The organism is Mesorhizobium sp. USDA 4132 (assembly GCF_056279545.1).
On the sequence record NZ_JBWCCP010000001.1, the window covers coordinates 642,325 to 668,444 of the forward strand.

The window sequence follows — 26,120 nt, forward strand, 5'->3', positions numbered from 1 at the left end:
GATCAAGCGCGCTTTTACTTGCTGAGAACGTAGCAGTGGAAAGCGTTGGCCTTGTCATCCGCATTGCCGACGTGGGATAGCGGTTCGGCGAACATCTTTAGTGTCTTCACCCATTCCGCCTTTACCTCATCGCGCTGGTCGGGGCGAACGGCATCAACCATCTTCATGAGCGCGGGGAACATGGGCCGAAAACCGATGTCCCACGCTTGGATGATCGGCTTGGGGAGGTGCTGCTTGTGCTCCGCAACAAATAGGCCGGCCGCTTCAAACAGCGCTCGCCATTGATCATCTGTCTTAGCCTGCCGAATGTTGTCAGAGAGTCTTCCTCGATCAATTAGATCGAGCCACTGCCATTGCTGGTCGCCGGTCTTTCCGAAAAGCGAGTTATAGAAACTGTATTCCGGCAACGTGGAGTTCGGGAGCATCAAGCAGATTTTTCCGCCCGGCTTCAGGACCCTGCTCAACTCCGCAAAAACTGCGGCTGGCTCATCGAGCCAATAAACGATGTTGGAAAAAATGGACTGGAACTCTTCGTCGGCGAACGGCAGTGGAGAATTGCCGTCTCCTTCGACTGTCTCGCCGTAGAGACCCAGCGCGGACGCCTTGCTCAGAAGGTTCGCTTTATGGTCAAACCCAACGCTGATGGTGTATTCGGGCGCTTGGGAAACGAGCGGCGAATAGCTGCTATCGTAGGCGTCAAAGACGTCTGCTTTGGCATAGAACTGGTCAAGCTTGTCGGTTTTCTGGAAGGCATCGAAGCTGGGGGAGAACTGGCCTCCTGCTCGGATAAATGAAAACAAGCCATCCCCGCACCCAAAATCGAGCGACCTTCCTTCGAAGCGGAAGCCCCTCATCGCGGCGATATCAAGGTATCGCCATAAGGCGGTCTCAGGACGGAGCCAGAATACATTTAGTAGTTGATTGAAACTTTCAGACACCATAGTGACTCTCACATTTGCTCAGATCGGAGACTACGATGCCACCACTACAGCCAAGGTCGCGGGACGATTCGATCTCGTCAGCTCTAAAGTCCCTCTATTCTATTAAGGGCTCCTCTGACAGTGAAAAAATTGAGGGTATCCGGCTGGCCTTAGTAGATCTTCTGCAAGCCGAACAGCAAGAGCGTGAAGACGACCGGACGAAGCCAGCGGCTTGATTTCCTGACGCAGCGGACGCGATTCTAGCCTCGTAGCTTTAACCGGCCGCGGGGCTTTTTTCGTTTTCGGCCCGCGCGTAATATCCCGTCATCAGCTTGGCGTTCTTCTCGCCGCACGCCTCGCACCGCAGTCGCGTCCCCATCTCGCGGATGCCCTCCAGCCCGCGCACAGCCTTTTTCAAGCGTTCGCGCTCCATCTCCCTCTGCACTCCGCATGCTAGACATTCGGCCATCAGGATCATGTGATCGGGGACGGTGGACAGATAGCCGTAGCCACCCGTAGGTATTCGCTCGATAAATCTGGGCATGCGGAATCGCTCTCGTGTTCGAGACCGGCCGCATCGGTCGTGTTTGATTTATGCCCCGCAGATGAAATGGCGCAGGATCTTGGCCGCGTCAAGCCACCAAAAATTTTACCGCCCAACTGAGCACACTCAGCTTTTTCCGACGCGAAACGCGTGATTTTACAGCCAAGCGGCGGAAAACAAAGGAATGGGGCGAGCTTCCCAAGCTGACGGCAAATCAATCCACCTCTTCGAATTCGGTCCCGTGAAGCTTCAGGGACTTGTTCGCGAACATGACTTTGAAGCGTTTAAAGAATGCGAAAAAGTCAGCTATTGGCAGATCGAACACTTCAACCAAGCGGACCTTGAATACCCCGTCTGATTCTTTTCGACGCGCCACATCATCGATGCCCTGACCCTTAGCCAGAAAAACTACGATGCCAGGATCTGGCATGGGCCGCCCGTCGTTTTCGTTAAATACGATCTCGAACCCCACGACCTGTTCATTGTTGCCAATTAGCTGGCGCGCTCGCAACAGATCTTCGATTGACTTCACGTCGCTGCGGTCGGCCGCAACGGACCCGACGAAGTCGTTGTATTGGGTATTAGCCTCAAAGGTTTGGCGCATTCTGGTCCTCCATGTTTTAAAAGACATGGTTGTGCCACGAACTAAAATTGCTCGCAATGGGCACCGTTTATCCGGCTCAAAGATCAGCGTCGTATTGATAGACGTTGAAACGCTCGGCGACGGCTCGGCCGGCGTTGCGCGGGTTGGCATAGGTGCCGAGGAACACAGCAATGCTTTTCCACCCGCCGGCATCCATCGTCGTCTTGATATCTAGGCCCATCGAAAGCGCTATATTGGCAAAGGCATGCCGGCCGCAGGTGTGCGAAGGCTTGTACGGGATATCCGCGCGGCGGCAAACTGCCTCGATGCGTTCATTGACCGCATGCCGATTGTGGTAGCGGAAGACAGGATCGCTTGGTGCCGATCCCTTCTTCAGATCGTATAGGCGGCTGATCAGCTGATCGGTCAGGAACCTCGTCGAGTTTGCTCCGGTCTTTGTCTTCAGCAGCAACGCCGTCCTGTTCAAAAGATCGACCTCGCCCCATTGGAGGGCGACAGCTTCGGACACTCTGGCGCCTGTCTGGCTCATGAACAGCACGAGCGCTGCCAGGTGCGGCAGCTCGTCTTTGGCGCACTGACGCACGAATGCATGCAGCCAAGGCTGCGATGCGGCCTTCTTTCGTTTCGGTGGATCTTCCTTCAGATTGCGCAGTCGGATTGCTGGCCCCCAGCCTCGATCGTAGGCATGGTAAACTACGGCGCGAACGGGAGTGATGACGCAGCGGTTCCGAGTCGAATTCTGGTGCGCCGGATAGAGCTGGTTCGCGAGATGCTTGACGTCGAAGGGGAAGATCTCGGTCATGGCCCTGTCGCCTATGCGGTCGACGATCCTTCCTAGATATTGCGCCTGACCGCCGTGCTCGATGTAGCTGGCTGCGGCTTCCGCGAAGGTGCGGACGAGTGTTCCGGGATGTGCGGGAGGCGGCGCAACCGCCGTCCGGATCGGCATATCCATGAATGCTCCATCAAAAAAGAACCTATAAAAACGTGACAAAAGCCTCGCCGGGTGGTCCCCGGCGAGGCTAAGTTTCAGTGAAACGCCACGTTGATATGTCTTCTTGTTCTCGAAGCTTCCCAAGCTGAATACGAGGGTTCGATTCCCTTCACCCGCTCCAGCTCACTCTTCCTGCGAAGTAGACCAAGGTTGGACGCCTGTCGCGCCTTCTCTGCCCCACCCACAGGGACGGCATCGAGTAAACTGGGAAGAAACGCCGCCGTTCGAAGAGAAATAAAGAACAAAAGCGACCACCAAGGTTTGCCATCTTGACGACGAGAATGTACGCGCATAAGTAGCAGAATGACGACGATGCAGGTTCTATGACAATTGCGGCGCATTCCGTAGCGACGGGAGTCTCGAAATTAAGTTAGCGATTATGCGCTTTTACATTTCGATTGTGCAAGGAGCCTATTCCAGTGAGGCGACATCTTTACCTCGTGGTCCTTATCTTTGTCGGCATCGTCATACCATCCGCCTGGGCAGAGATGAGCGATATGAGGGGGATGATTGCCCCTCCCGATCCGTCCGGTTGCAAGGATGTAGATGGAATGCTTCTGACAACTCTTCGAGATGAGCAGCAAGGAAAACCAATTTATATCACAACCACGCTAAGATGCGGTGAGAGCTATTTTATATTGCTGAAACGGAAGATAGCGGGGAACGGACGCGATTCTACTTGGAAGGTAGTGGACCAAGCCACTGTATCAAAATTGAAGCGCGGATATAGAATATTTCCGCCAATAATCTGCGCGTCGGATAATTTTCCGAACTATCCCACGACGGCGGTGGGTAAGTTTGTCAAACAACCCGATAATTCCTTCGAATCAAGAAATATTACCGACGCCTGGCGATTTGACTTGGATAACGAGAGAATCGAGCCAATCCCTTTGTCGGGTGTCCTTTGCTCTGTTGATGCGGTTGATTAAAACGCTGTTTACTTAGCCGAACAGCGTTCCGGAAGGAGCGGTTGGGAAATACGCGGTGGCAGGCACCTTATCTTGGCTCCTCGGGAGCAGTGGCTAGCGGAGACTTTGCAGTCGGTGGTCGCCGGGCGCCTTGAGCGCCCGGCGAACCGGCTTACTTCTTGGTGTCAGCCCAGCTCTTTACGAGTTCGTCGTAGTTGACGGTAACGGGCTTTTCCTTCTCGGCTGCGATCTTGAGCTGCGGAGCGAGGTTGCCTTTCGCGGCGGCATCCTTGTTCCAGTATGCGAGATCGTGTTCCTCGGCGAGCTTCGGTCCGATGTCGCCCTGGACCTTGGCGCGCTCCAGGCGCTGCAGGACCTTTTCCTGCTCGGAGCAAAGCGAGTCCATGGCCGCCTGGGCGGTCTTGGCGCCCGACGACGCATCGCCGATTGCCTGCCACCAGAGCTGCGCGAGCTTCGGATAGTCAGGCACGTTCGTGCCGGTCGGCGACCACTGGACGCGGGCCGGGGAACGGTAGAACTCGATCAGACCACCGAGTTTAGGCGCGCGATCCGTGAAGCTCTTGTGGCGGATGGTGCTCTCGCGGATCAATGTCAGGCCGACATGGCTCTTCTTGACGTCCACCGTCTTCGAGGTGACGAACTGGGCATAGAGCCAGGCCGCCTTGGCGCGGTTGGTGGGCGTGGACTTCATCAGCGTCCAGGAGCCGACGTCCTGATAGCCGAGCTTCATGCCGTCCTTCCAGTAGACCCCGTGCGGAGACGGTGCGAAACGCCATTTCGGCGTGCCGTCCTGGTTCATGACAGGCAGGCCTGCCTTGACCATGTCGGCGGTGAAGGCCGTGTACATGAACATCTGCTGGGCAATCTCGCCCTGGGCCGGCACCGGTCCGGATTCCGAGAAGGTCATGCCCTGGGCGGCGGCGGGGGCGTAGGCCTTCAGCCAGTCGAGGTATTTCTGGATGGAGTAGACGGCGGCCGGGCCGTTCGTATCGCCGCCGCGCGCGACGCAGGAGCCGACCGGACGGGATTTCTCGTCGACCTTGATACCCCATTCGTCGACGGGCAGGCCGTTCGGCAGGCCTTTGTCGCCGTTGCCCGCCATGGACAGCCACGCATCGGTGAAGCGCCATCCGAGCGAGGGGTCCTTCTTGCCGTAGTCCATGTGACCATAGACCTTCTTGCCGCCAACCTCGCGGCCGGTGAAGAAGGCGGCAATGTCCTCATAGGCGGACCAGTTCACCGGAACACCAAGATCGTAGCCGTATTTCGCCTTGAAATCGGCCTTGTTCTTCTCGTCGTTGAACCAGTCGTAGCGGAACCAGTAGAGGTTCGCGAACTGCTGGTCCGGCAGCTGGTAGAGTTTCTTGTCCGGCGCCGTGGTGAACTTGAGGCCGATGAAGTCCTCAAGATCGAGGCCGGGATTGGTGACGTCCTTGCCTTCTCCCGCCATCCAGTCGGTGAGCGAGCGGGCCTGCTGATAACGCCAATGCGTGCCGATCAGGTCGGAGTCGTTGACATAGGCGTCGTAGATGTTCTCGCCCGACTGCATCTGCGTTTGCAGCTTTTCGACGACGTCGCCTTCGCCGATCAGGTCGTGGCTGACCTTGATGCCGGTGATTGCGGCAAAGGCTTGCGCCAGAACCTTCGATTCATACTCGTGCGTCGTCAGGGTTTCGGAAACGACCTTGATGTCCATGCCGGCAAAAGGTTTCGCCGCATCGATGAACCACTGCATTTCCTTTTCTTGTTCGGCACGGGAAAGCGTCGAGAGTTCGCCGACTTCTTTGTCCAGGAATTGCTTTGCCTCATCCATGCCGGCATAGGCGGAACCGGTCAGAGCCAGCAGCATTGCCGCTGTCGTTGTCATAAGATGCCGTCGCATTTTATCCTCCCAGAGTTTTGCGATTGCAATTTCCGTATCGGGCGGCGGTTTTCCCGCCACCTTTTCAGCTTGCCTTAAACGAAGCGGAAGACGCCGATGGCGTAGACCACTGCAAGGGCAAGAGCCCACCACAGGTTGGGGCCAATCAGCCCCAGCCATGCAAGATGAATGAATGCCGCGCCGAGCAGCGAGATGAAGAGCCGATCTCCCCGCGTCGTCTCGAAACGCAGGATGCCGATCCTGGGCGAACCGCCCGGCGCAAAATATTCCCAGACGCTCATGCCGACGAGCAGGGCGAGGATCGTCAGAAAGAACAGCGCCGTGGGAAGCGTCCAGGCCATCCATGAAAAGTTCATGCGTGGTTCCTCCTTGTCAGACCCGCCCGAGGGCAAAGCCCTTGGCGATGTAGTTGCGGACGAAATAGATGACGAGGGCGCCAGGAACGATCGTCAGCACGCCGGCCGCTGCCAGCACGCCCCAGTCCATGCCGGAGGCAGAAACGGTGCGCGTCATGATGGCGGAAATGGGCTTGGCGGCAGTCGTCGTCAGCGTCCGGGCGAGCAGCAGTTCCACCCAGGAAAACATGAAGCAGAAGAAGGCGGCGACCCCGATGCCCGAGGCGATCAGCGGCATGAAGATCTTCACGAAGAACCGCGGGAACGAATAGCCGTCGATATAGGCGGTCTCGTCGATTTCCTTCGGTACGCCCGACATGAAACCTTCCAGGATCCAGACGGCAAGCGGCACGTTGAACAGGCAATGGGCGAGGGCGACCGCGATATGCGTGTCGATGAGACCGAAGGCGGAATAGAGCTGGAAGAAGGGTAGGGCGAAGACGGCGGGCGGCGCCATGCGATTGGTGAGCAGCCAGAAGAACAGATGTTTGTCGCCGAGGAACCGATAGCGCGAAAAGGCATAGGCAGCCGGCAATGCCGCCAGCACCGAAATCAAGGTGTTCAGGACCACATAGATGATGGAATTGATGTAGCCGTTGTACCAGGAAGGATCTGTGAAGATCACCATGTAGTTCCTGAGCGTCGGGTTCTGCGGCCAGAGCGAGAATGCACCGGTGATCTCGGCATTCTCCTTGAAGCTCATGTTGACGAGCCAGTAGATCGGCAGGAGCAGGAAGATGATGTAGATCGTCGAGACCAGCCAGGAGAAATTGCCTGCAGGCTTGTATTTGATTGTCCTTGCCATGGTTTTCCTCCCTCCTTCAGGTGTCTGCGTCGCTGCTGGTCATCACGGTGTAGAAGATCCATGACAGCAGCAGGATGATGAGGAAGTAGACGATCGACATGGCGGCGGCCGGCCCGAGGTCGAACTGCCCGACCGCCGTCTTGACGAGATCGATCGACAGGAAGGTCGTCGAGTTTCCCGGGCCGCCACCGGTCACCACGAAAGGCTCGGTATAGATCATGAAACTATCCATGAAACGCAACAGGACGGCGATCAGCAGCACCCGCTTCATCTTCGGCAGCTGGATGTAGCGGAACACCGACCACCTGGATGCACCATCGATCTTGGCCGCCTGATAATAGGCATCCGGAATGGAGACGAGGCCGGCGTAGCACAAGAGCACGACGAGGCTCGTCCAGTGCCAGACGTCCATGACGATGACCGTGATCCAGGCATCGAGAGGATCGCGCACGTAATTGTAGTCCACGCCGAGCGCCGCCAGCGTGTGGCCGAGGAGCCCGATATCGACGCGGCCGAAAACCTGCCAGATCGTGCCGACGACGTTCCACGGAATGAGAAGCGGAAGAGCCATCAGCACCAGGCAGACCGGAACGCCGATACCCTTCTTCGGCATGTTCAGAGCAATGAAGATGCCGAGCGGAATTTCGAGCGCAAGGATGATGAAGGAGAAAAGCAGATTGCGCTGCAGCGCTTCCCAGAAACGGGCGGAATGCAGGATCTCGTTGAACCAGTCGGTACCGGCCCAGAAGAACGCGTTGTTGCCGAACGTATCCTGGACCGAATAATTCACCACGGTCATCAGCGGAATGGCTGCCGAAAAGGCGACGAGCAGGAGCACGGGAAGCACCAGAAACCAGGCCTTGTTGTTCCACGTCTTTTCCATGGTTCAGGCCTCCCTGCCAACGCGCCACGAATTGGCATAGATATTCAGCGCAGCGGGATCGAAGGTGACGCGAGCCTCAGCCGGTATCTCCGCATCCTCGGAAACGACAATCGCCATCGGTTGCCCCGCAAGGCTCGCGCGGACGATCCTGCGCCGGCCGATATCTTCGATGCGCGTTATCGTGACAGGCATTCCCTCCCGGCCGATGCGAATGAATTCTGGTCGAATGCCGAGCTCGACCCGGTCTCCAGCAGTAATCTTTGGTGCATGGTCGAGGGCGATTGTCTCACCACCGAGCGTGATCGTGCTGCCATGGACCTCGGCGGGCATCACGTTCATGCCGGGCGAGCCGATGAAATAACCAACGAACGTATGGCTCGGTCTCTCGAAGAGCTCGGCCGGCGTTCCGATCTGAACGATTTGCCCGTCGTACATCACGACAACTTTGTCCGCGAAGGTGAGCGCCTCCGTCTGGTCATGGGTGACATAGACCATGGTGAAGCCGAATTGCTTGTGGAAGCGCTTCAACTGGGAGCGGAGCACCCATTTCATGTGCGGATCGATGACCGTCAGGGGTTCATCAAAAAGGATCGCGTTGACGTCGTTGCGGACGAGACCTCTCCCGAGCGAAATCTTTTGTTTCTGATCGGCCGTGAGCCGCTGGGCCTTGCGGTTCGACCAGTCGGAGAGATCGATGATGTCAAGCATCTCGCGGACGCGGCGATCGACATCCGGCTCGGCGATGCCTCGGTTGCGCAAGGGAAATGCCAGGTTGTCGTAAACGGTCATCGTGTCGTAGATCACCGGAAACTGGAAAACCTGGGCGATGTTGCGTTCCTGCGTGGAAAGATTGGTGACGTCGTTTCCATCGAAGAGGATACGTCCGTGGGACGGCTGCAGCAGGCCGGAAATGATGTTCAGCAGGGTGGTCTTGCCGCAACCGGAGGGGCCGAGCAGAGCATAGGCACCACCATCGGCCCATTCGTGATCGACTTCGCGCAGCGCGTAGGCCGCGTCGGATTTCGGATTGGGACCGTAGGCGTGGCGGATGTGATCGAGCGTGATGCGTGCCATGTTCCCCTCCTTCAAGCCGCCGCCGCGATGGCGCGGCCGTCTGTTCCGAAAGCCATCAGATGACGGGTATCCAGGAAGAGCTCGATTTCGGTATCCGGGTCGATGTCGTGGATGCCCGGGGAGCGAGCATGACCCAGCGCACGCCATTATAGTGCATGTGCACGAAGCTTTCGGAGCCGGTGATTTCCGAGATCTGCGTTTGAGCCTTGAGCCTCGCTGCGTTGCTTGTCTGCGCCGTGAGCCCCAGGTGATGGGGATGAAAGGCGATCGTCACCGGACCGTCCGGCACACTGGAGAGATGCGACGGCACGGCAAGGCTGTCTGTTCCCTGATACTGGAATGAGCCGCCAGACTTGATCACATCGATGAAATTGAGTGGGGGATCGGCAAATGTCTTGGCCGTCACGAGGTCTGCCGGGCGACGATAGACCTCGATCGTCGGCCCGAATTGCGTGATCCGTCCTTCCGAGAGCGTGGCCGTATTGCCGCCGAGCAGCAAGGCTTCGGACGGTTCGGTCGTTGCATAAACGAAGATGGCGCCGGATTGCGCGAAGATCTTCGGCAATTCCTCGCGCAGTTCTTCGCGAAGTTTGTAATCGAGATTGGCCAGCGGCTCGTCCATCAGCACCAGGCTGGCATTCTTGACGAGGGCGCGGGCAAGCGCCGTACGCTGTTGCTGCCCACCCGAAAGATTAAGCGGCGTCCGATCGAGATAAGGCGTCAATCTCAGCAATTCTGCCGCCTTGCGGACTTCCCGGTCGATCATCGTCGCGTCCTTGCCGGCGATCCGCATCGGCGAGGCGATGTTCTCGTAGACGGTCAGGGCCGGATAATTGATGAACTGCTGATAGACCATCGCGACATTGCGCTTTTGCACCGCAACCCCGGTGACGTCGGCGCCGTCGAAATACACGGAGCCGCTGGTGGGACGGTCGAGTCCAGCCATCAATCGCATGAGTGACGTCTTGCCCGAGAGCGTCGGGCCAAGCAATACGTTCAGCGAGCCGCGATCCAGTGCAAGATTGGCCGGATGGATATGATGTTCACCACCCACCATCTTGGCGACGTTGCGCATTTCCAGCATTCGAGTTCCCGTGCCTCCTCACACCGAGAACACATGCCGCTTATCCGGCCATTTTTGCCGGTATAGCGGCCATGTACTCCTCCAGATACTCTTTCTCAGTTTCGCTTAGCCGCAAACCGTCCTTGGTTCTCCTCCAGAGCACGTCCTGCGCACTCATGGCCCATTCACGGTCGATAAGATATTTGACCTCGGCCTCGTAGAGATCGCCGCCGAAGTGGTGACCAAGATCCTCCATCTTGGTCGCCCTGTCGAGGATCATCCCGGCGCGGGTTCCATACCGGCGCACCAGTCGCCGCGCATGCCGTTCCTCCAGAAATGGATAACGGGCCTTGAGTTTCGCTACTTCTTCCTCGTAACCCTGGACCGCAAAATCGCCGCCCGGCAGGTGGCTTTTCGCCGTCCAAGGCCGGCCTTTTGCTCCGATCGCTTCGGCGATCTTCTCGAGCGCATGTTCAGAAAGCCGGCGATAGGTGGTCAGCTTGCCGCCGAACACGTTGAGCAACGGCGCGCCCTGGGTGTCGTCGAGCTTCAGCACATAGTCGCGCGTTGCTTCCTGCGCCTTTGAGGCACCGTCGTCGAAAAGCGGGCGAACCGCCGAATAGGTCCAGACGATGTCCGCCGGCCGCACCGGCTCCCGAAAATACTCGCTCGCTGCATTGCAGAGATAGGTCGTCTCCTCTTCGGAGATTTTCACGTCTCTCGGATTGCCGGAATAGTCCCGGTCGGTCGTACCGATAAGGGTGAAGTCGTTTTCGTAAGGGATCGCGAAAATGATGCGATTGTCTCGGTTCTGAAAGAAATAGGCCCGGGATCCTTCGAACTTCTTTTTCACCACGATATGGCTGCCCTGGACAAGGCGGACATGGCGGGCGTCATTGTCGCCGAGCGCTTCGCGGATTACCTGATCCACCCAGGGACCTGCGGCATTCACCAGCATGCGGGCCTTGTAGGTCTCTGTCCTTCCCGTGCGGGCGCCGACGGTCTCGATCATCCAGAGGCCGCCTTCCCGACGGGCGGCAACCACGCGGGTGCGCGGCAGGATCAGAGCGCCGCGATCGGCCGCATCCCGAGCGTTCAGCACCACCATCCGGGCATCGTCGACCCAGCCGTCGGAATATTCGAATGCCTTGGTAAAAAGCGGCTTCAGAGGCTTTCCGGCCGGATCGGTACGCATGTCGAGCACGGCCGTCGGCGGCAGCAGCTTTCGACCGCCGAGATGATCGTAGAGAAACAGGCCGAGCCGGATCAGCCAAGCCGGGCGGATACCGCCCTTGTGGTATGGCAGGACGAAGCGCAGCGGCCAGATGATATGCGGTGCCATCGCCCAGAGGGTTTCGCGCTCCATCAGCGATTCCCGCACCAGCCTGAATTCGTAATGTTCGAGATAACGCAGGCCGCCATGGATGAGTTTGGTGGCACCAGAAGAGGTGCCCGAGGCAAAATCGTCCATCTCCGCAAGTGCCACGGAATAACCGCGCCCGGCCGCATCACGTGCAATGCCGCAGCCATTGATGCCGCCGCCGATCACGAAGATATCGTGGATTTCCTCGCCCATCATTCCCCTCGCTGAACCGAAATGGACAGCAATCCACAAACGTTGTGAACCTAAAGTGGATTAAATCGAAAACATTCCGAATGTCAAATGAAACTCCGGGGCTATAAATCCAATTCCTCGTCTTTCGAAGTTTCCACGAGGGCCACACCGTTCACGAGGCATACATCTCGGATCGACGGCGAAGGACAATGGTCGGTGATAAAGGTTTGGACCTGCGAGATCTGTCCGATGCGCACGGGCGCAGTGCGCTCGAATTTTGTCGAGTCGGCGACGAGGATTACGTGTCTCGCATTGGCGATGATTGCCTGGGCAACTTTCACTTCGCGAAAATCATAATCGAGAAGGGCACCATCCGGATCGATTGCCGAAACGCCGATAATCGCATAATCGACCTTGAACTGGCGGATGAAGTCGACTGCGGCTTCACCTACAATGCCACCGTCTGACTGACGAACGACACCACCGGCAATGACCACCTCGATTTCGTCCAGAATGCGCAACCTATTGGCAACGTTGATATTATTGGTGATCACCATGAGTTCGCGATGATTGACCAGCGCCTCGCTGACCGCCTCCGTGGTGGTGCCGATATTGATGAAGAGCGAGGCGTTGTCCGGAATAAGATTGGCGGCGGCGACGCCGATCGCCTGCTTTTCCGCCGCCGCGATCTGCCGGCGCGCATCGTAACGGACATTTTCGTTGCTGCGGGGAAGGGTGGCGCCCCCGTGAATACGCGTCAGAATTTGCTTGTCGCATAGATCATTCAGATCTTTGCGGATCGTCTGCGAGGTTACCGAAAACGTTGCTGCCAAGTCGTCGACGAGGACCCGCCCCGCAGTTTTCGCGCGTTCGACAATCTTCGCCTGGCGGTCCGTAATAAACATCCGACCCCTCCGTTTCGCTTTTCTTTCACTTCTAACGAAAGCGCGCGTGAAGGCAAAGGCCGTAGACCGATTTTTCGGGGTCGGATGCGAGTGCGGTCTGAAGTCTTCAGTCGGCGCGGGCGCCGGATACGCCTTCGAGTTCCGTCATCACGGCGTCCGACAGCTGCAGTTCAGCCGCGGCGAGATTTTCACGCAGGTGGGCCACGGACGAGGTTCCCGGGATGAGCAGAATATTCGGTGCCCGACGCAGCAACCAGGCAAGTGCGACCTGCATCGGCGTCGCGCCCAGGCGCTGGGCAACGTCCGACAGGATCGACGACTGGAGCGGGCTGAAGCCTCCGAGCGGGAAGAACGGCACATAGGCGATACCATCGCGAGCGAGATCGTCGATCATGGCATCGTCTTGCCGATGGGCGAGATTATACTGGTTCTGCACACAGACGATCTTGGCGATCCGCTGACCTTCCGCTACCTGTGTCGGGGTCACGTTGCTGAGCCCGATATGGCGAACAAGCCCCTTACGCTGCAGGTCGGCCAGAGCCGTCAGGGGCGCTTCGATCGAGCCTTCTGCCGGGCCGTGGACATCGAACATGATACGCAGGTTGACGACGTCCATGGCGTCGAGACCAAGATTGCGCAGGTTGTCGTGGACGGCCTGAGTCAGCTGGTCGGCTGAAAATGCCGGGTTCCATGAACCGTCATCCCCGCGCACGGCGCCGATTTTGGTCACGATCACCAGGTCATCGGGATACGGATGAAGCGCCTCCCGGATGATCTGATTGGTCACATGCGGACCATAAAAATCGCTGGTATCGATATGATCGACCCCAGCCGCAACCGCTTCGCGCAATACCGCCACTGCTGCGTCGTGATCTTTCGGCGGCCCGAAGACACCCTTGCCCGCAAGCTGCATGGCGCCATAGCCGAGCCGTTTCACGTTGCGGTCGCCGAGGATAAATGTGCCTGCCTGATCAATATTCGACATGGGAATATCTCCTGTTCAAGATGATGTGGATATAGGCCTTGAGAGGCCGCACGAAAATCCGGTACAATCGGCACAGGCCGTGCGGAATTTCGAACGATGAAAATCGACCTAGGTGATCTGAATGCTTTTGTGGCGGTGGCGCGCGCTGGTGGGTTTCGCGAGGGCGCGCGTGCCACAGGCAGCAGCGCATCAGGATTGAGCGAGGCGGTGCGGCGGGTCGAGGCGCAACTGGGGGTGCGGCTCCTCAATCGCACGACACGCAGCGTGGTGCCGACGGAGGCAGGGGCAGGTCTCCTGGCTCGGCTGACCCCGGCGCTTACCGAGGTCGACGCTGCCCTCGACGTCATTAACAGGTTTCGCGACAAGCCTGCCGGCGCGTTGCGTCTCAATGTACCGGTCAGCGCCGCCCGATTGGTGCTCCCGGCGATCATCCCGGCGTTCCTCGCGGCCTATCCCGACATACGGCTCGAAATCGTCGCCGATGACAATTTCGTCGACGTGCTGGCTGCCGGATGCGACGCCGGCATCCGCTACGACGAGCGGTTGGAGCAGGACATGATTGCGGTGCCGATCGGTCCGCGGCTGCAGCGCTTCGCGGCCGCGGCATCCCCGGCATATCTCGATCGCCATGGCCGCCCCGATCATCCCCGCGATCTGCTTGGCCATGCCTGTATCCGCGGGCGTTTTGCAAGCGGCGCAATGATACTCTGGGAATTCGAGCGGGACGGCGAAGTGGTGCGGGTCGATCCGACAGGACCGCTGATCGTGCAGGTGGGTGCGGCAACCGATCTTGCCGTCGATGCAGCGATCGCCGGCACCGGTATCATGTCGCTGTTCGAGGACTGGCTGCGGCCCCATCTCGACAACGGCTCACTCGAACCCGTGCTTGAGCCATGGTGGCAGCAATTCTCCGGTCCATTTCTCTATTACCCCGGCCGGCGGCTCGTACCGGCGCCGCTGCGGGCCTTCATCGATTTCATTAAGGTTTCGTCCAATCAACGGTGACGGGCGGGGCGCGTATTTAGCGTCAATCGCCGACGTCGAATCTCCATCCGCCGGGATCAGATCCTGCTGCAGGAACCACGTTTCCTACCGGGCGTTGAGGAGGCGCGGAGAACGAAATGGTTGGTAATTGGATTCATCTTTGCGTCGACATGCAGCGGATGTTCGCTGAAGACACCCCATGGCACGTCCCCTGGATGCGCGAGGTATCGCCGCAGATCCAGGAACTATCCGGCCGCCATCCCGAGAATACCATCTTTACCAGGTTCGTGACGCCGACGCGCCCCGAAACGATGGAGGGGATGTGGCGTGTGTATTATGAAAAGTGGCGGATGATGACGCGCGAGCATCTCGATCCGGGCCTTGTCGACCTGATCCCCTCATTGAAGCTCCTTGTCCCGCCTGCGGGCATATTTGACAAGGTGACTTATTCTCCCTGGATAAGTGGAGAGCTGCACCGAATGCTGCTGAAGAAGGGTATCGAAACCGTGGTCCTGACCGGGGGCGAGACCGACGTTTGCGTCCTCGCCGCAGCGCTTGGCGCCATCGATCTTGGGTACCGCGTGGTCGTGCTGAAGGATGCCGTCTGCAGCGGAGCCGACGACACACATGATGCATCGCTCGAACTTCTGGGAGACCGCTTCTCCGTTCAGTTGCGCCTTACAACCACCGGAGAGTTCCTGCGAGAGCTGTAGAGTGCTGGCCCGCCTTGGGAATGTTCGTAGGATGAGAGTTCGCTCTGCGGAACTCCCTCCTGCCATGCCGAGCGGCCTGCCCCATTTCATTACCCGGGGTGAGTTCTCTGTCGAGAGATTAACGAGGTATTGACTAAGTGCTTTAGCGATTTTTAATATTCGTACATGCTATTGGATCCGTGCAGCGCAATGCGGACATGACGTCTTCTGCAGCCTTGGGCAATTCAATAAAGCTGGGATCTGTCATGCTCGCACGCCGACCGAAGGAGAGCCGTGAAGGCTACTCCGTTTTCATTGCCACCTCGCTACTCCTTCTTGTCGCCGTGATCCTTGGCGGCATGGGTGCTCATGTCGTTGACCGCATGCGCAGTTCCGCAAATGCGCTCGATGACAACAGAGCCATATTGGCGGCAGAGGCTGCCGTCTCGTCCTTCAAGGGGAAACTTGCAGCAACGGTGCGGGACAATGCCGTTTGGGACGAGGCCTACAAGGCGATAGCGCAAGGGGATCGCGACGCTTGGACTTATGAGAATTGGGGCAAGACCAGCGCGGACTACGCGCTCTATGACGGGGTCGTGCTGACAGCCCCGGCAGGCGGTAAGAGCATCGCCTATCTTAAAGCCGATATAATAGATTCGAACGAATATCTTGGTGCAAAATTTCGTGGGCAAACGGAATCAGCCGCTCGGCCCGGCATGGACCCTACCGTCAACTTCTTCAGAAACGGCGACGATATCATTGCAGTGGCGTCGGAGGCGGTTCAGCCGTTCGGATCGAAGGTTGAGGATTCGCAGTACTATGTCCTCAGCTTCTTCAAGACCCTGACTTCCGAAGTCGTGGCTGAAATGGCCAAGGATCATCAGCTCCCGGAACTCCACATAACCTACGGTCCGGCAGCCGATCTCCTGAATTCGCCGCTCATGGATGCCGATGGAGTTGAAGTCGCGCGTTTGGCTTGGCCAAGTGCCGCTCCCGGGAATACGATTTTTGATGAGGTTCGCCCCTTTATTGCCGCCGCTATCGCAGTCCTTGGTGTTTATTTGGTGGGCGTTCTGTATGCAGGCTGGTCGGAAACGCGTCGATTGAAGAGTTTGGCCGATCGCGCCCGGCATGAGGCCACGCACGATAGTCTCAGCGGTCTTTTGAACAGGCTCGGTCTGATCGAGGGACTGGACCGGCTGATGCAGGCTAACAAGAGCCAGATGCTGGTTTTGCACCTCATCGATCTCGACGGCTTCAAGGCCGTCAACGATGCCTGGGGGCATGCGATCGGCGATCAGCTGATCAGGCTGGTGGCGGAAGCCCTGCGTGATATTCATCCCGACGCCGCTGGTGTCGCGCGATTGGGCGGCGATGAATTCGCTCTTATCCAGCTGGGTTCCGCCAACCTTGCCGAACTTGACGATGAACTTCTTGAACGTCTCAAAAAGCCGTTTCTCATCGAAGGCCGCACGATCGAAATCGGGGCGAGCATCGGGGTTGCTTCCCGTGACGACGCGGAGGATGCGCACGAACTCCTTCGTCGGGCGGACATGGCCCTTTATGAAGCGAAGGAAACGGGCAGGGGATGCGCGGTCACCTATCATCCGGATCTTGACCGCCAGCGCGAGAAGATCGCGGCGTTGGAAAGTGAGCTTCGGCGCGCACTTCAGAAGGATGAGATCCAGCCGGTCTTCCAGCCCCTGGCTTCGGCTGCCTCCGGAGACATCACAGGCGTGGAGGCGCTGGCAAGATGGAGGCGCGCCGAAGGAGCAATCGGCCCGGACGCCTTCATACCGCTGGCGGAGAAATGTGGATTGATCGATATCCTGGGCCTCCAGATGCTTCGAAAGTCCATCGTGGCGTCGAAGGCGTGGGCTCCGCTTTCCTTGTCGGTCAATGTCTCTCCGATCCAGCTGTGCAACCCAAACTTTGCGGGGGACGTGCTCGCCGTTCTGGAAGAGGAAGGGTTTGACCCTTCCCGACTGACACTGGAGATCACCGAAGCGGTTCTGATGTCGAACCCTGAGCAGGCGCGGCGCTCCATCACCGCCCTGAAATCGGCCGGCATCCGGTTTGCCCTCGATGATTTTGGCGCAGGTTATGCCAGTATCGGCACGCTTCGTGAATTCGGGTTCGACCGGATGAAGATCGATCGCTCGCTGGTTCAAGCCATGGATGACGGCAGCACTGGCCGGAACGTCCTGACGGCCACGATCTCCTTGGCTATGGCGCTCGGAATTCCGGTCACGGCGGAAGGCATCGAATCCGCCGACCAGGCGGACGCCCTTCGAGTTGCCGGTTGCGATCAGCTGCAAGGCTACCTGGTGGGCAGACCCATGGGACGGGACGAACTTGTATCCTGGCTTGCTTCATCGATTGCCGCGTAAAGGGCTCTTCCCGTGACGCGAAGCCCTACGCCGACTGCTGTTGCCTGACTTCTTCGAACGGCAGATCGACCGTGAAGGTCGTGCCTCGGCCCAGAATGCTCCGGACCGAGATCGACCCACCATGCAACTCGACAATTTCCTTGACGATATTGAGACCGATCCCCGTTCCCGCGATTCCGGTGGCGCTGCGGGCACGAAAATAGGGTTCGAACAGTTTCGGCAGGTCGTCTGCATCCATGCCGATGCCGGAGTCGGTGACGCTGACAACCACGCGCCCACCGTCCTTCCATCCGCTGACATGAATGTTGGAACCGGCAGGTGAATATTTGACCGCGTTCGACAGCAGATTGGAAAAGACCCGCTCTATCGCGTCCCTGTCGATCATCTGCAGCGCTGGAATTGCATCGAGATTGTGGCTGATCGTGTGGCTTTTGCTGAGCTCGGCTCGGCTTGCGATGCATTGACGAAGTATAGCGCTGAGCGAACTGGCTTGTTTGTTGATGGCAATGGTCCCGGTCTCCAACCGCCCGGCGGCGAGGATGCTTTCCATCAGCTCGACCATACGGGCAACTGCGCCCTTGATTTGCAAGGCCTTGCCCTCCAGGAACTGCGGGGTCACAGCCGTCTTTGTCCGCGTCAGCCGCTGGGCCGCTCCGTCGATCACGGCCAAAGGCGTCCTGAACTCGTGGGATATCATCCCGACGAAACGGCGCTGCAGCGCATTGATACCCCGTTCGTGCTGGAGAAGGCGATCCAGCTCAATATTCTTTTCCTGAACTTCCGCCGTTCGGTCCAGAACGATCTTTTCGAGCTCGTCCCGATGCTGGCGCAGTCTCCGCTCGCTGGACTGAAGCGCCTTGAGGGCAAGTTGCCGGTCATGGACGTCCTCAAGGAGCCCATACCAGCGGACAACCCCGCCGTTGCCATCGAGCCGAGCTGCCGCGCGGTTCCGATACCACCGATATCGCCCCCTCGCTGTCCCGATCCTGTAGATCATGTCGAACGGTGCGCCGGTCTTGACCGAGGACCCCCATTTGGCAATGACCTCAGGCAGGTCCTTCGGATGCAAGGTCTTCTCCCACCCGCGCCCCAGGGCTTCGCCGACTTCCCGTCCGGAGGCGTTCTGCCACCCTGGGCCGACTTCGACAACATTCCCCAGCGCGTCGGCTAGCCACGGTGTCTGGGGATGCAGCTCAATGAGAGAGCGATAATGTTCCTCACTTGCCCGCAGGACCGTCTCTGCATGGCGGAGCTCGGTGATGTCGGAAATAACGACAATCAGAACCGGCTTCTTCCCCGCAGCCGTTGGTACGAAGGACCGCCGCTTGTGCGTCAGAAGCGTCCGGGCCGAACCATCCGGACCGGTGACTTTCTCCTCGAACAGCCGCTCCTCACCGGTCGCCAGCACGCCCGCATCCATCTCTCGGATCCGTTCGGCTTCGCCTGCAGGCAAGAAGTCACGGTCGGTGCGGCCAAGTATGTCGCCGAGGCCGACGCCGAACATCTCGCACGCCTTGCTGTTGAGGAACAGGAAGCGTGACTCTTCGTCCTTGATGATCGTGGGGCTCGGGGCGCCTTCGAAAAGGTCTTCCAAAAGTTCGCGATGGGATGTGTGCAGATCAGGTCCGATGGCGGAGTCTTGGTTCATTCGCAAGGGTCCAGATCTACTCGCGTAATTTGATCGGTGCCTAATGTACAATCGGAGCGTTACCGAATGCTGAAACCAAGGGGGGCTGTTTTAGCCGAAGAGAAATCGAAGAGAGACCTGAATATGGCGGTTTTTCACCCATGCCGAATTGCTGAGGACGTGTTTGTCGTGGCACCCAAAATCATTCCTCGACCCAATAGGAAGTCGTATTCTCGATGACTTTTTTGATCTTGCGGTTGTCTCTCCATTCTCGTCCGGTGTCACGGATGACCGGTGTCTGCCGGGGAGAAAAAATATAGTTCTTATGCGGGCCCGCCAACCGCTCCAGTTCTGCGTTGACGCCGGAATAGAATTGTTTTTCCGGATCTCGCGAGGCGTCCATCAGGCCGGAAGCCTGCCGGGCGAAAGAACCGCGAAGAATGGAAGGTGACGTCGTGAATTTCGGAAAAGTCCGAAACAGCGGGATTTTTATGCCGAGAAACCGTGCATATTCGTTTCTCTCGTGAAGATGGCCGTCTTTCGCGATGCTCCAGTTCTGGTCAGCCGTGTGAAAGGATACCTGCATTACGGCGGGATCTGCAAACGGGGCAAAAATCTCCTCGCCGAGATCCGTCAGCGCGATCCAGTCGTCTTCGAGGTGGAATACGTAATCCGACTGCGTATTGGACCAGAGACGCTTGACCGCAGCGCCAAATCCAGGCTCGCTGGGTCTAAAGAAGGAAGCTGACGGAAGGTAGTTCGAGACGACCCGCAGGCACTCGGCCTCATCCTCTTCGGTTCCGAAGATCGGATCCATGTTGACGAGGACATTCGAGACGGAGAAATGAGCAAAGCAGCGCTTTGAAAAACTTTCCAATGTCTGCTCAAGCAAATCCGGCCTTCTGCCGGCAACGATGCACAAATCCAGACTAAAATTCGCCAACGCAGCATATCCCACTGAAACCGGAGCTCTTTAGAGTTCGGTCCAAATACCATAGTGGCGGCAAGGTCGCCACCTTCTGGGGACATGCAGTCCTCTCGCCCACAACGGTGTGGGTTACGACGCAAACTTTATCTCGCAGCGCGTGGCCGCCGCGGTCAAAATGGATCGACAAGGGCCGCACCGGCCGCCTCGTTCTTTCAGGACGCAGCGTCAACCCTCGGCCGTTCCCGCAACGGCAAGCGGCAACGCCGAGGTATCGGGCAATCGCCCGGCAAGGCGCAGTCTGATCGTGTTTGACGAAGCGACAAGGCTACCTTCTGAAGAAAGAAGCCAGGTATGCAAGGGGGCCGCTGGATCTGCGGGTGGCGATGGACCGCACCTGATGGGCGACGGTGCTTGCGCTCACATGCGCTCCGAAGTGGCAGAAGCAGACCAGTTTGTGGATCTGTCGGTCTGACAGTTCAAAAAACCGCCTGGCTTCCCCATAGGTGTCGTCTCTCATCCCCGCGGCGCGCAGCACGGGATCCCCGAACGCGACGGCAATCGCCGTTCCGTCGCCGCGCATGGCGGCCCTTATTTCATCCGGCTGATATTCGGTTTCCCGAAATGTCGAAAGGGATCGGTCGGGGTTGAGCTCAAGAATCTCGGCCCACCGTTCGAGCCGTTCGCTGCTGGACATCTGGAAGTCGGGATAGCTGCGGTTTATCCTGGCGATAGTCTTCAGCTGATCGACTGCACGTTGCTCCATTACGGCCTCCTATTTGAACAAAATAGATGCCCGTCGCCCAGACGTTATTTTGATCCTGACCGCTTTTGATGTCCAATCACGATTGTCCATCGGCAGGAACTCCGGCCGCTCCTGTAATCAAAGTTGATGAGCGGGGATCAACGTCGCCATCGCGTCCTGCCAGGCTTGGAGTTGCCGGATCGACAGAGACCTGCCTCGTGCGCTGTCGTCAGGAGAAAAGGTCACCCTTATGAAGGATTTCGCGGGGATGGGCGGCATGTTCCTTCACTACCTTCTCGGCGCTGTCGATTTCCTGCAGCATGACGTCGTATCCCCACAGATCCGCCAGATGTTGCAGAACCTGCCGGGTCTCGCTGTCCTCGAGAACCCAGTCGTTCGGCGCCCGGTGCTGCAGGAGAAGGCGGCGGTCGCCGGCGAGATCGACATCGATGATGTCGATCCTCGGATCGGTCCAGCCGATATCGTATTCGCGCGCCAGTTGGCGGCGGACGCGCTTGTAGCCGCGCTCGTCGTGGATCGCCGAAACCAGGATCCCTTCGCTCATCTGCGGATCGTCGTAGAGCTGGAAAAGGCGCCACTTGCGGATCAGGTGCGGGCTCAGGAACTGGCTGATAAAGCTCTCGTCGCGGTAGTCGGCCCAGATACCGCGCAGGACCTGCATCGGATCTCCGCGGCCGGCGATATCCGGGAACCATTCGCGATCCTCGTCGGTCGGCTTGGTCACGATCCGCTCGATATCCTGCATCATGGCGAAGCCGATGGCATAGGGATTGAAGCCGGAGAAACGCCGATCGTCATAGGTCGGCTGGAACACGACATTGGTATGTGATTTCAGGAATTCGAAATAGTTGCCGTCGTTGATCTGCCCGCGGTCGTGCAGCCTTTCCATGATCTGGTAATGGACATAGGTCGCCGTCCCCTCGTTCATCACCTTGGTCTGGCGCTGCGGATGGAAATATTGTGCGACGTGGCGGACGATGCGCAGGATTTCCCGTTGCCATGGTTGCAGCCGGGGCGAGGACTTTTCCAGGAAGTAGAGCAGATTGTCCTGCGGCAGGCCGAGTGCCGTACGCCGTCTTTCGAGATCGACATCGGCCGCATCGCGTTTGCGGCCCGTCGGCACCGTGCGCCAGAGATCGTTGAACATCTGCTCTTCATGGGCGCGCCGTTCCAGCTGGCGTTTTTCCTCCTGGCGCAGGTCGAGCCTCGTCTTGCCGGCATAACGGTGTACGCCATGCGACATCAGAGCATGGGCCGCGTCGAGGGTCCGCTCGACGGCTGTTTCGCCGTAACGCTCTTCGCAGCGGGCGATATAGCCCTTGGCGAAATCGAGATAGTCGAGAATGCCCTCGGCATCCGTCCACAGCTTGAACAGATAGTTGTTCTTGAAGAAATGGTTATGGCCGAAAGCCGCATGGGCGATCACCAGGGTCTGCATCGTCGCGGTGTTCTCCTCCATCAGGTAGGAGATGCAAGGCGACGAGTTGATGACGATCTCATAGGCGAGATCGCGCATGCCGCGGCGGTAGAAGGCTTCGTGATGGGCGAAATGTTTGCCGAACGACCAGTGCCGGTAAAACAGCGGCATGCCCGTCGACGAATAGGCATCCAGCATCTGTTCGGCGGTGATCACCTCGATCTGGTTCGGATAGACGTCGAGCCCGAGTTCCCCGATCGCGATTTCCTCGCAGGCATCGTGGATACGCTGGAGCGTCGTGAAATCCCAGTCCGCGCCTTCGAAGAGCAGTCGATCCTTCTGCATAGCCGCCTGAGTCATGGCACCGCCTTCGTCTGTATCGAACGCTTCTGGAAGAGATCGTGGAAGACCGGAAAAATCTCGTTCTTGCGGCAGACCTTGCGCATCGCAAGCGTTGCCGAACCGGACCGGATGCTTTCATAAAGGCGCCAGAGAGGGGAATTCGATACCGAGGAATCGCCACCCTCTTCATCGACCTCAATATAGGCGAAGTACTGGCAGAGCGGCAAAATCTCGTGTCTCAGCAGATGGCCGGTCGGAGCTTCGTCCCGATAGGAGTTGTCGCCATCCGAGGCCTGCGCGGCATAGATGTTCCATTCGGTGGGGTCGAAGCGTGAAGCGATAATGGAGCGCATCGCCGCAAGCGCGCTCGATACCAGCGTGCCGCCGGTCGCCTGACCATAGAAGAAGGTCTCCTCGTCGACCTCCTCGGCCTTCTCGGTGTGGCGGATGAAGACGATCTCGACCTTCTCGTAACGCTGCGAGAGGAACAGATAGAGCAGCAGGTAGAAGCGCTTGGCCAGATCCTTCATGTGCTCCGACATCGATCCGGAGACGTCCATCAGGCAGAACATCACCGCCTTAGCAACCGGCTTCGGCTCGTTGTCGAAACGACGATAGCGAACGTCGAGCGGATCGACATAGGGAATGCGCCGAATCCTGTCCGTCAGCGACTTGAGTTCCGCCTCCAGCGACAGGCGCGTCTCCTCGTTCTCAGATTCGTCGATCTGGCGCTGCAGCGCCTCGATCTCGGCAGGCTTGGGGCGCTTGAGAGCGATGCGTCGCATCATCGCGAGCCGCGTCGTCCGGTCGATGGAGAGATTGGAAGGGGAGCCCGAAATGGAGTAGCCGGCCCGCACTGGGCTCATCTCCTCGGTCTCGCTGAGCCGTCGCTTGGCGAGTTCGGGCAGTTCGAGGTCATCCAGAAAAACCGAGAGGAATTCTTCGCGCGTCAGAACGAAGCGGAAGCCGTCTTCACCATCGCCCTGGCCGGCCTCCTTGGGTCTGCCTGCACCCTGGCCGGGTGGGCGGGGAATGATATCGCCTTCGACGAAGGCCCGGTTGCCGGGCAGGACATGATCCGTAATCCCGCCTTCGGCCCGGCGAAAACTCGGCTCGCCCATGCCGCCGATCGGGAGGCTGACTTCGCCGCCATCGAGTACATCACGGATACTGCGGCTTTGCAGGGATCGCCTGACTGCCTGCTGCACGGCGTCCTTTGCGCGCCGCAGAAACCGCTGTCGATTTTCCAAACTTTTACCGCGCGGGTTCAGCCGCCGGTCGATGATGTGCATGTTGGCTCCTGCATGAGCATTAGGGTCTGTACTCAACTAGGTTTCGGACGCCGCACAACCCAGTATGCCACAATCCTACGTCCTGTCGTCACACACAATGATGGAGATGACGTCCACCTTTGTGTGTTTAAGGAACTGAACGGTTTTCTTGCATGCTGCGTTCCAAATCCTAATTGAGTACAGACGCTAACCTGCCTGTTTGACCCGCATGTACCACTCCACCAGACGGCGAACCTGTCTTTCGGTGTAGCCGCGCCCCGTCATGCGCGACACGAACTCGCTGTGTTTCTTTTCTGTTTCGCCGTCCTTCTTCGACCCGAAGGAGATCACCGGCAGGAGATCCTCCACCTGGGAGAACATTCTTTTCTCGATCACTTCCCGGATCTTCTCGTAGCTCGCCCAGGACGGGTTCTTGCCGCCGTTATTGGCGCGCGAGCGGAGGCAGAACTTGACGATCTCGTTGCGGAAATCCTTCGGATTGGCGATGCCCGCCGGCTTTTCGATCTTGGTCAATTCCTGGTTCAGGAGTTCGCGATCGAGAAGCTGCCCGGTATCCGGATCCTTGAAGTCGACGTCCTCGATCCAGGCGTCGGCATAGTCGACATAACGATCGAAAAGATTCTGACCGTAATCGGAATAGGATTCCAGATAGGCCTTCTGGATCTCGTTGCCGATGAACTCCGCGTACCGAGGAGCAAGGTCTGCCTTGATGAACTCGATATACCGCTTTTCGGTTTCCTCCTGAAACTGTTCGCGGCGGATGGCCTGTTCCAGCACATACATCAGGTGAACCGGATCGGCGCCGATATCCGTCGTATCGTGATTGAAGGTCGAGGCTAGAACCTTAAAGGCAAAACGTGTCGATATTCCGTCCATGCCTTCGTCGACGCCGGCCGCGTCCCGATATTCCTGAACACTGCGGGCGCGCGGATCGGTTTCCTTGAGGCTTTCGCCGTCGTAAGCACGCATCTTGGAAAAGAAGGTCGAATTCTCGTGCTTGCGTAGCCGCGAGAGCACGGAAAACCGGGCCAGCATCTCAAGCGTCGCCGGCGCGCAGGAGGCATCCGCAAGCTCCGAACCTTCGATCAGCTTTTCATAGATATGCTGTTCTTCCGTCACCCGCAGGCAATAAGGAACCTTGATGACGCAGATGCGGTCAATGAACGCCTCGTTGTTCTTGTTCGCCTTGAAGCTCTGCCATTCCGCCTCGTTCGAGTGGGCAAGGATGACGCCGGAGAAAGGGATGGCGCCGATATTCTCGGTGCCCATGTAATTGCCTTCCTGCGTCGCCGTCAGCAGCGGATGCAGCATCTTGATCGGCGCCTTGAACATCTCGACGAATTCGAGCACGCCCTGGTTGGCGCGGTTGAGCCCTCCGGAATAGCTGTAGGCATCCGAGTCGTTCTGGGAATAGTTTTCGAGCTTGCGAATGTCGACCTTGCCGACCAGCGACGAGACGTCCTGATTGTTCTCGTCGCCCGGTTCGGTCTTGGCGATCCCGATCTGGCGAAGCCGCGAGGGCTGCAACCGCACCACCCGGAAGCGGGTTATGTCGCCTCCGAATTCGTCGAGCCGCTTCAGGCACCAGGGGCTCATCAGCCCGCTGAGGCGCCGGGTCGGAACGCCGTACTGCTCAAGCAGCATAGGCCCCATGGCGACCGGATCGAAGAGGTTGAGCGGGCTTTCGAAAACCGGACTGATGTCGTCGCCGGCCTTCAGCACGTAGATCGGATTGGCCTCCATCAGCAGCTTCAGCCGCTCGGCAAGCGACGACTTGCCGCCACCGACCGGACCGAGCAGGTAGAGGATCTGCTTTCGCTCCTCGAGCCCCTGCGCGGCATGCCGGAAGAAGGAAACGATCCGCTCGATCGTCTCTTCCATGCCGAAGAAACCGGAGAAAGCCGGATAGGCCCGGATGGTGCGGTTCATGAAGATCCGGCCGAGCCTGGCATCCTTGGCCGTGTCGACCATCTGCGGCTCGCCGATCGCCGCCAGCAGCCGCTCGGCGGCGTTGGCATAGGCCATCGGATCTTTTTTACAAATCGCCAGATACTCGGCGACAGACATATCTGTCTCGCGCCGCGCTTCGTAGTTCCTGGTGAAGGCATCGAACAAGGATTCACTCGGCATAGGCTACTCCAGTCAGG

The 26,120-nt window shown here is 58.4% G+C and carries 21 protein-coding genes and 1 pseudogene; 3 read left to right on the forward strand and 19 right to left on the reverse strand.

Annotated elements, in window-relative coordinates:
- Nucleotides 1–14: 14 nt before the first annotated feature.
- The 13 genes and pseudogenes from ACZ9IU_RS03335 to ACZ9IU_RS03395 form a co-directional block, all read right to left on the reverse strand.
- Nucleotides 15–941, reverse strand: a complete 927-nt coding sequence (locus ACZ9IU_RS03335; RefSeq protein ID WP_038539600.1) for a class I SAM-dependent methyltransferase — start codon at nucleotides 939–941, stop codon at nucleotides 15–17.
- Nucleotides 942–1,194: 253 nt separating this feature from the next.
- On the reverse strand, nucleotides 1,195–1,464 hold the full coding sequence (locus ACZ9IU_RS03340; protein WP_038539603.1) for a hypothetical protein: 270 nt from the start codon (nucleotides 1,462–1,464) through the stop codon (nucleotides 1,195–1,197).
- 214 nt (nucleotides 1,465–1,678) lie between these two features.
- Nucleotides 1,679–2,068 (reverse strand): hypothetical protein, encoded by a 390-nt coding sequence (locus tag ACZ9IU_RS03345; RefSeq protein WP_038539606.1) that lies wholly within the window; start codon nucleotides 2,066–2,068, stop codon nucleotides 1,679–1,681.
- A 76-nt stretch (nucleotides 2,069–2,144) separates the two neighbouring features.
- Nucleotides 2,145–3,023: a tyrosine-type recombinase/integrase gene (locus ACZ9IU_RS03350; protein WP_038539609.1), complete on the reverse strand. Its 879-nt coding sequence runs from the start codon at nucleotides 3,021–3,023 to the stop codon at nucleotides 2,145–2,147.
- A gap of 1,119 nt (nucleotides 3,024–4,142) precedes the next feature.
- Complete coding sequence (locus ACZ9IU_RS03355; RefSeq protein ID WP_038539613.1) at nucleotides 4,143–5,873, reverse strand: ABC transporter substrate-binding protein; 1,731 nt, start codon at nucleotides 5,871–5,873, stop codon at nucleotides 4,143–4,145.
- Nucleotides 5,874–5,947: 74 nt separating this feature from the next.
- A complete protein-coding gene (locus tag ACZ9IU_RS03360) occupies nucleotides 5,948–6,229 on the reverse strand; it encodes a DUF2160 domain-containing protein (RefSeq protein WP_038539616.1) in 282 nt (93 codons plus the stop codon).
- Between the two features lie 16 nt (nucleotides 6,230–6,245).
- Nucleotides 6,246–7,073, reverse strand: coding sequence for a carbohydrate ABC transporter permease (locus ACZ9IU_RS03365; protein ID WP_038539619.1), 828 nt, complete (start codon nucleotides 7,071–7,073; stop codon nucleotides 6,246–6,248).
- Between the two features lie 16 nt (nucleotides 7,074–7,089).
- Entirely contained in the window at nucleotides 7,090–7,956 is an 867-nt protein-coding gene (locus ACZ9IU_RS03370) for a carbohydrate ABC transporter permease (protein ID WP_038539622.1), read from the reverse strand.
- Between the two features lie 3 nt (nucleotides 7,957–7,959).
- Nucleotides 7,960–9,030 (reverse strand): ABC transporter ATP-binding protein, encoded by a 1,071-nt coding sequence (locus ACZ9IU_RS03375; RefSeq protein ID WP_038539625.1) that lies wholly within the window; start codon nucleotides 9,028–9,030, stop codon nucleotides 7,960–7,962.
- 11 nt (nucleotides 9,031–9,041) lie between these two features.
- Nucleotides 9,042–10,114 (reverse strand): annotated as a pseudogene (locus ACZ9IU_RS03380) (ABC transporter ATP-binding protein).
- A 40-nt stretch (nucleotides 10,115–10,154) separates the two neighbouring features.
- A complete protein-coding gene (gene glpD / locus ACZ9IU_RS03385; protein WP_038539631.1) occupies nucleotides 10,155–11,669 on the reverse strand; it encodes a glycerol-3-phosphate dehydrogenase in 1,515 nt (504 codons plus the stop codon).
- A 101-nt stretch (nucleotides 11,670–11,770) separates the two neighbouring features.
- A complete protein-coding gene (locus ACZ9IU_RS03390; protein ID WP_038539633.1) occupies nucleotides 11,771–12,553 on the reverse strand; it encodes a DeoR/GlpR family DNA-binding transcription regulator in 783 nt (260 codons plus the stop codon).
- Between the two features lie 106 nt (nucleotides 12,554–12,659).
- Nucleotides 12,660–13,538, reverse strand: a complete 879-nt coding sequence (locus ACZ9IU_RS03395) for an aldo/keto reductase family oxidoreductase (protein WP_038539636.1) — start codon at nucleotides 13,536–13,538, stop codon at nucleotides 12,660–12,662.
- Between the two features lie 96 nt (nucleotides 13,539–13,634).
- Here ACZ9IU_RS03395 and ACZ9IU_RS03400 point away from each other — a divergent pair, with 96 nt between their 5' ends.
- The 3 genes from ACZ9IU_RS03400 to ACZ9IU_RS03410 all read left to right on the forward strand — a co-directional run bounded on the left by ACZ9IU_RS03400 (nucleotide 13,635) and on the right by ACZ9IU_RS03410 (nucleotide 17,604).
- Nucleotides 13,635–14,543: a LysR family transcriptional regulator gene (locus ACZ9IU_RS03400; RefSeq protein WP_038539639.1), complete on the forward strand. Its 909-nt coding sequence runs from the start codon at nucleotides 13,635–13,637 to the stop codon at nucleotides 14,541–14,543.
- 116 nt (nucleotides 14,544–14,659) lie between these two features.
- Nucleotides 14,660–15,235 carry a cysteine hydrolase family protein gene (locus ACZ9IU_RS03405; RefSeq protein ID WP_038539642.1) on the forward strand — a complete coding sequence of 192 codons (576 nt, stop codon included), beginning with the start codon at nucleotides 14,660–14,662 and terminating at the stop codon, nucleotides 15,233–15,235.
- 245 nt (nucleotides 15,236–15,480) lie between these two features.
- On the forward strand, nucleotides 15,481–17,604 hold the full coding sequence (locus tag ACZ9IU_RS03410; protein WP_038539645.1) for a bifunctional diguanylate cyclase/phosphodiesterase: 2,124 nt from the start codon (nucleotides 15,481–15,483) through the stop codon (nucleotides 17,602–17,604).
- A gap of 25 nt (nucleotides 17,605–17,629) precedes the next feature.
- Here the strand turns inward: ACZ9IU_RS03410 and ACZ9IU_RS03415 are convergent, their stop codons facing one another.
- The 6 genes from ACZ9IU_RS03415 to ACZ9IU_RS03440 form a co-directional block, all read right to left on the reverse strand.
- Nucleotides 17,630–19,252, reverse strand: coding sequence for a sensor histidine kinase (locus ACZ9IU_RS03415; protein WP_051899637.1), 1,623 nt, complete (start codon nucleotides 19,250–19,252; stop codon nucleotides 17,630–17,632).
- Nucleotides 19,253–19,433: 181 nt separating this feature from the next.
- Nucleotides 19,434–20,189 (reverse strand): glycosyltransferase family 2 protein, encoded by a 756-nt coding sequence (locus ACZ9IU_RS03420; RefSeq protein WP_498956701.1) that lies wholly within the window; start codon nucleotides 20,187–20,189, stop codon nucleotides 19,434–19,436.
- A gap of 295 nt (nucleotides 20,190–20,484) precedes the next feature.
- The gene (locus tag ACZ9IU_RS03425; protein ID WP_038539647.1) at nucleotides 20,485–20,922 is read right to left on the reverse strand and encodes a hypothetical protein; all 438 of its coding nucleotides are present in this window, start codon (nucleotides 20,920–20,922) and stop codon (nucleotides 20,485–20,487) included.
- Nucleotides 20,923–21,130: 208 nt separating this feature from the next.
- Nucleotides 21,131–22,699: a SpoVR family protein gene (locus ACZ9IU_RS03430; protein WP_038539649.1), complete on the reverse strand. Its 1,569-nt coding sequence runs from the start codon at nucleotides 22,697–22,699 to the stop codon at nucleotides 21,131–21,133.
- A complete protein-coding gene (locus ACZ9IU_RS03435; protein ID WP_038539652.1) occupies nucleotides 22,696–23,973 on the reverse strand; it encodes a YeaH/YhbH family protein in 1,278 nt (425 codons plus the stop codon). Before ACZ9IU_RS03435 ends, ACZ9IU_RS03430 begins: the two co-directional genes overlap by 4 nt.
- Before the next feature lie 186 nt (nucleotides 23,974–24,159).
- Complete coding sequence (locus ACZ9IU_RS03440) at nucleotides 24,160–26,103, reverse strand: PrkA family serine protein kinase (RefSeq protein WP_038539656.1); 1,944 nt, start codon at nucleotides 26,101–26,103, stop codon at nucleotides 24,160–24,162.
- Nucleotides 26,104–26,120: the final 17 nt, after the last annotated feature.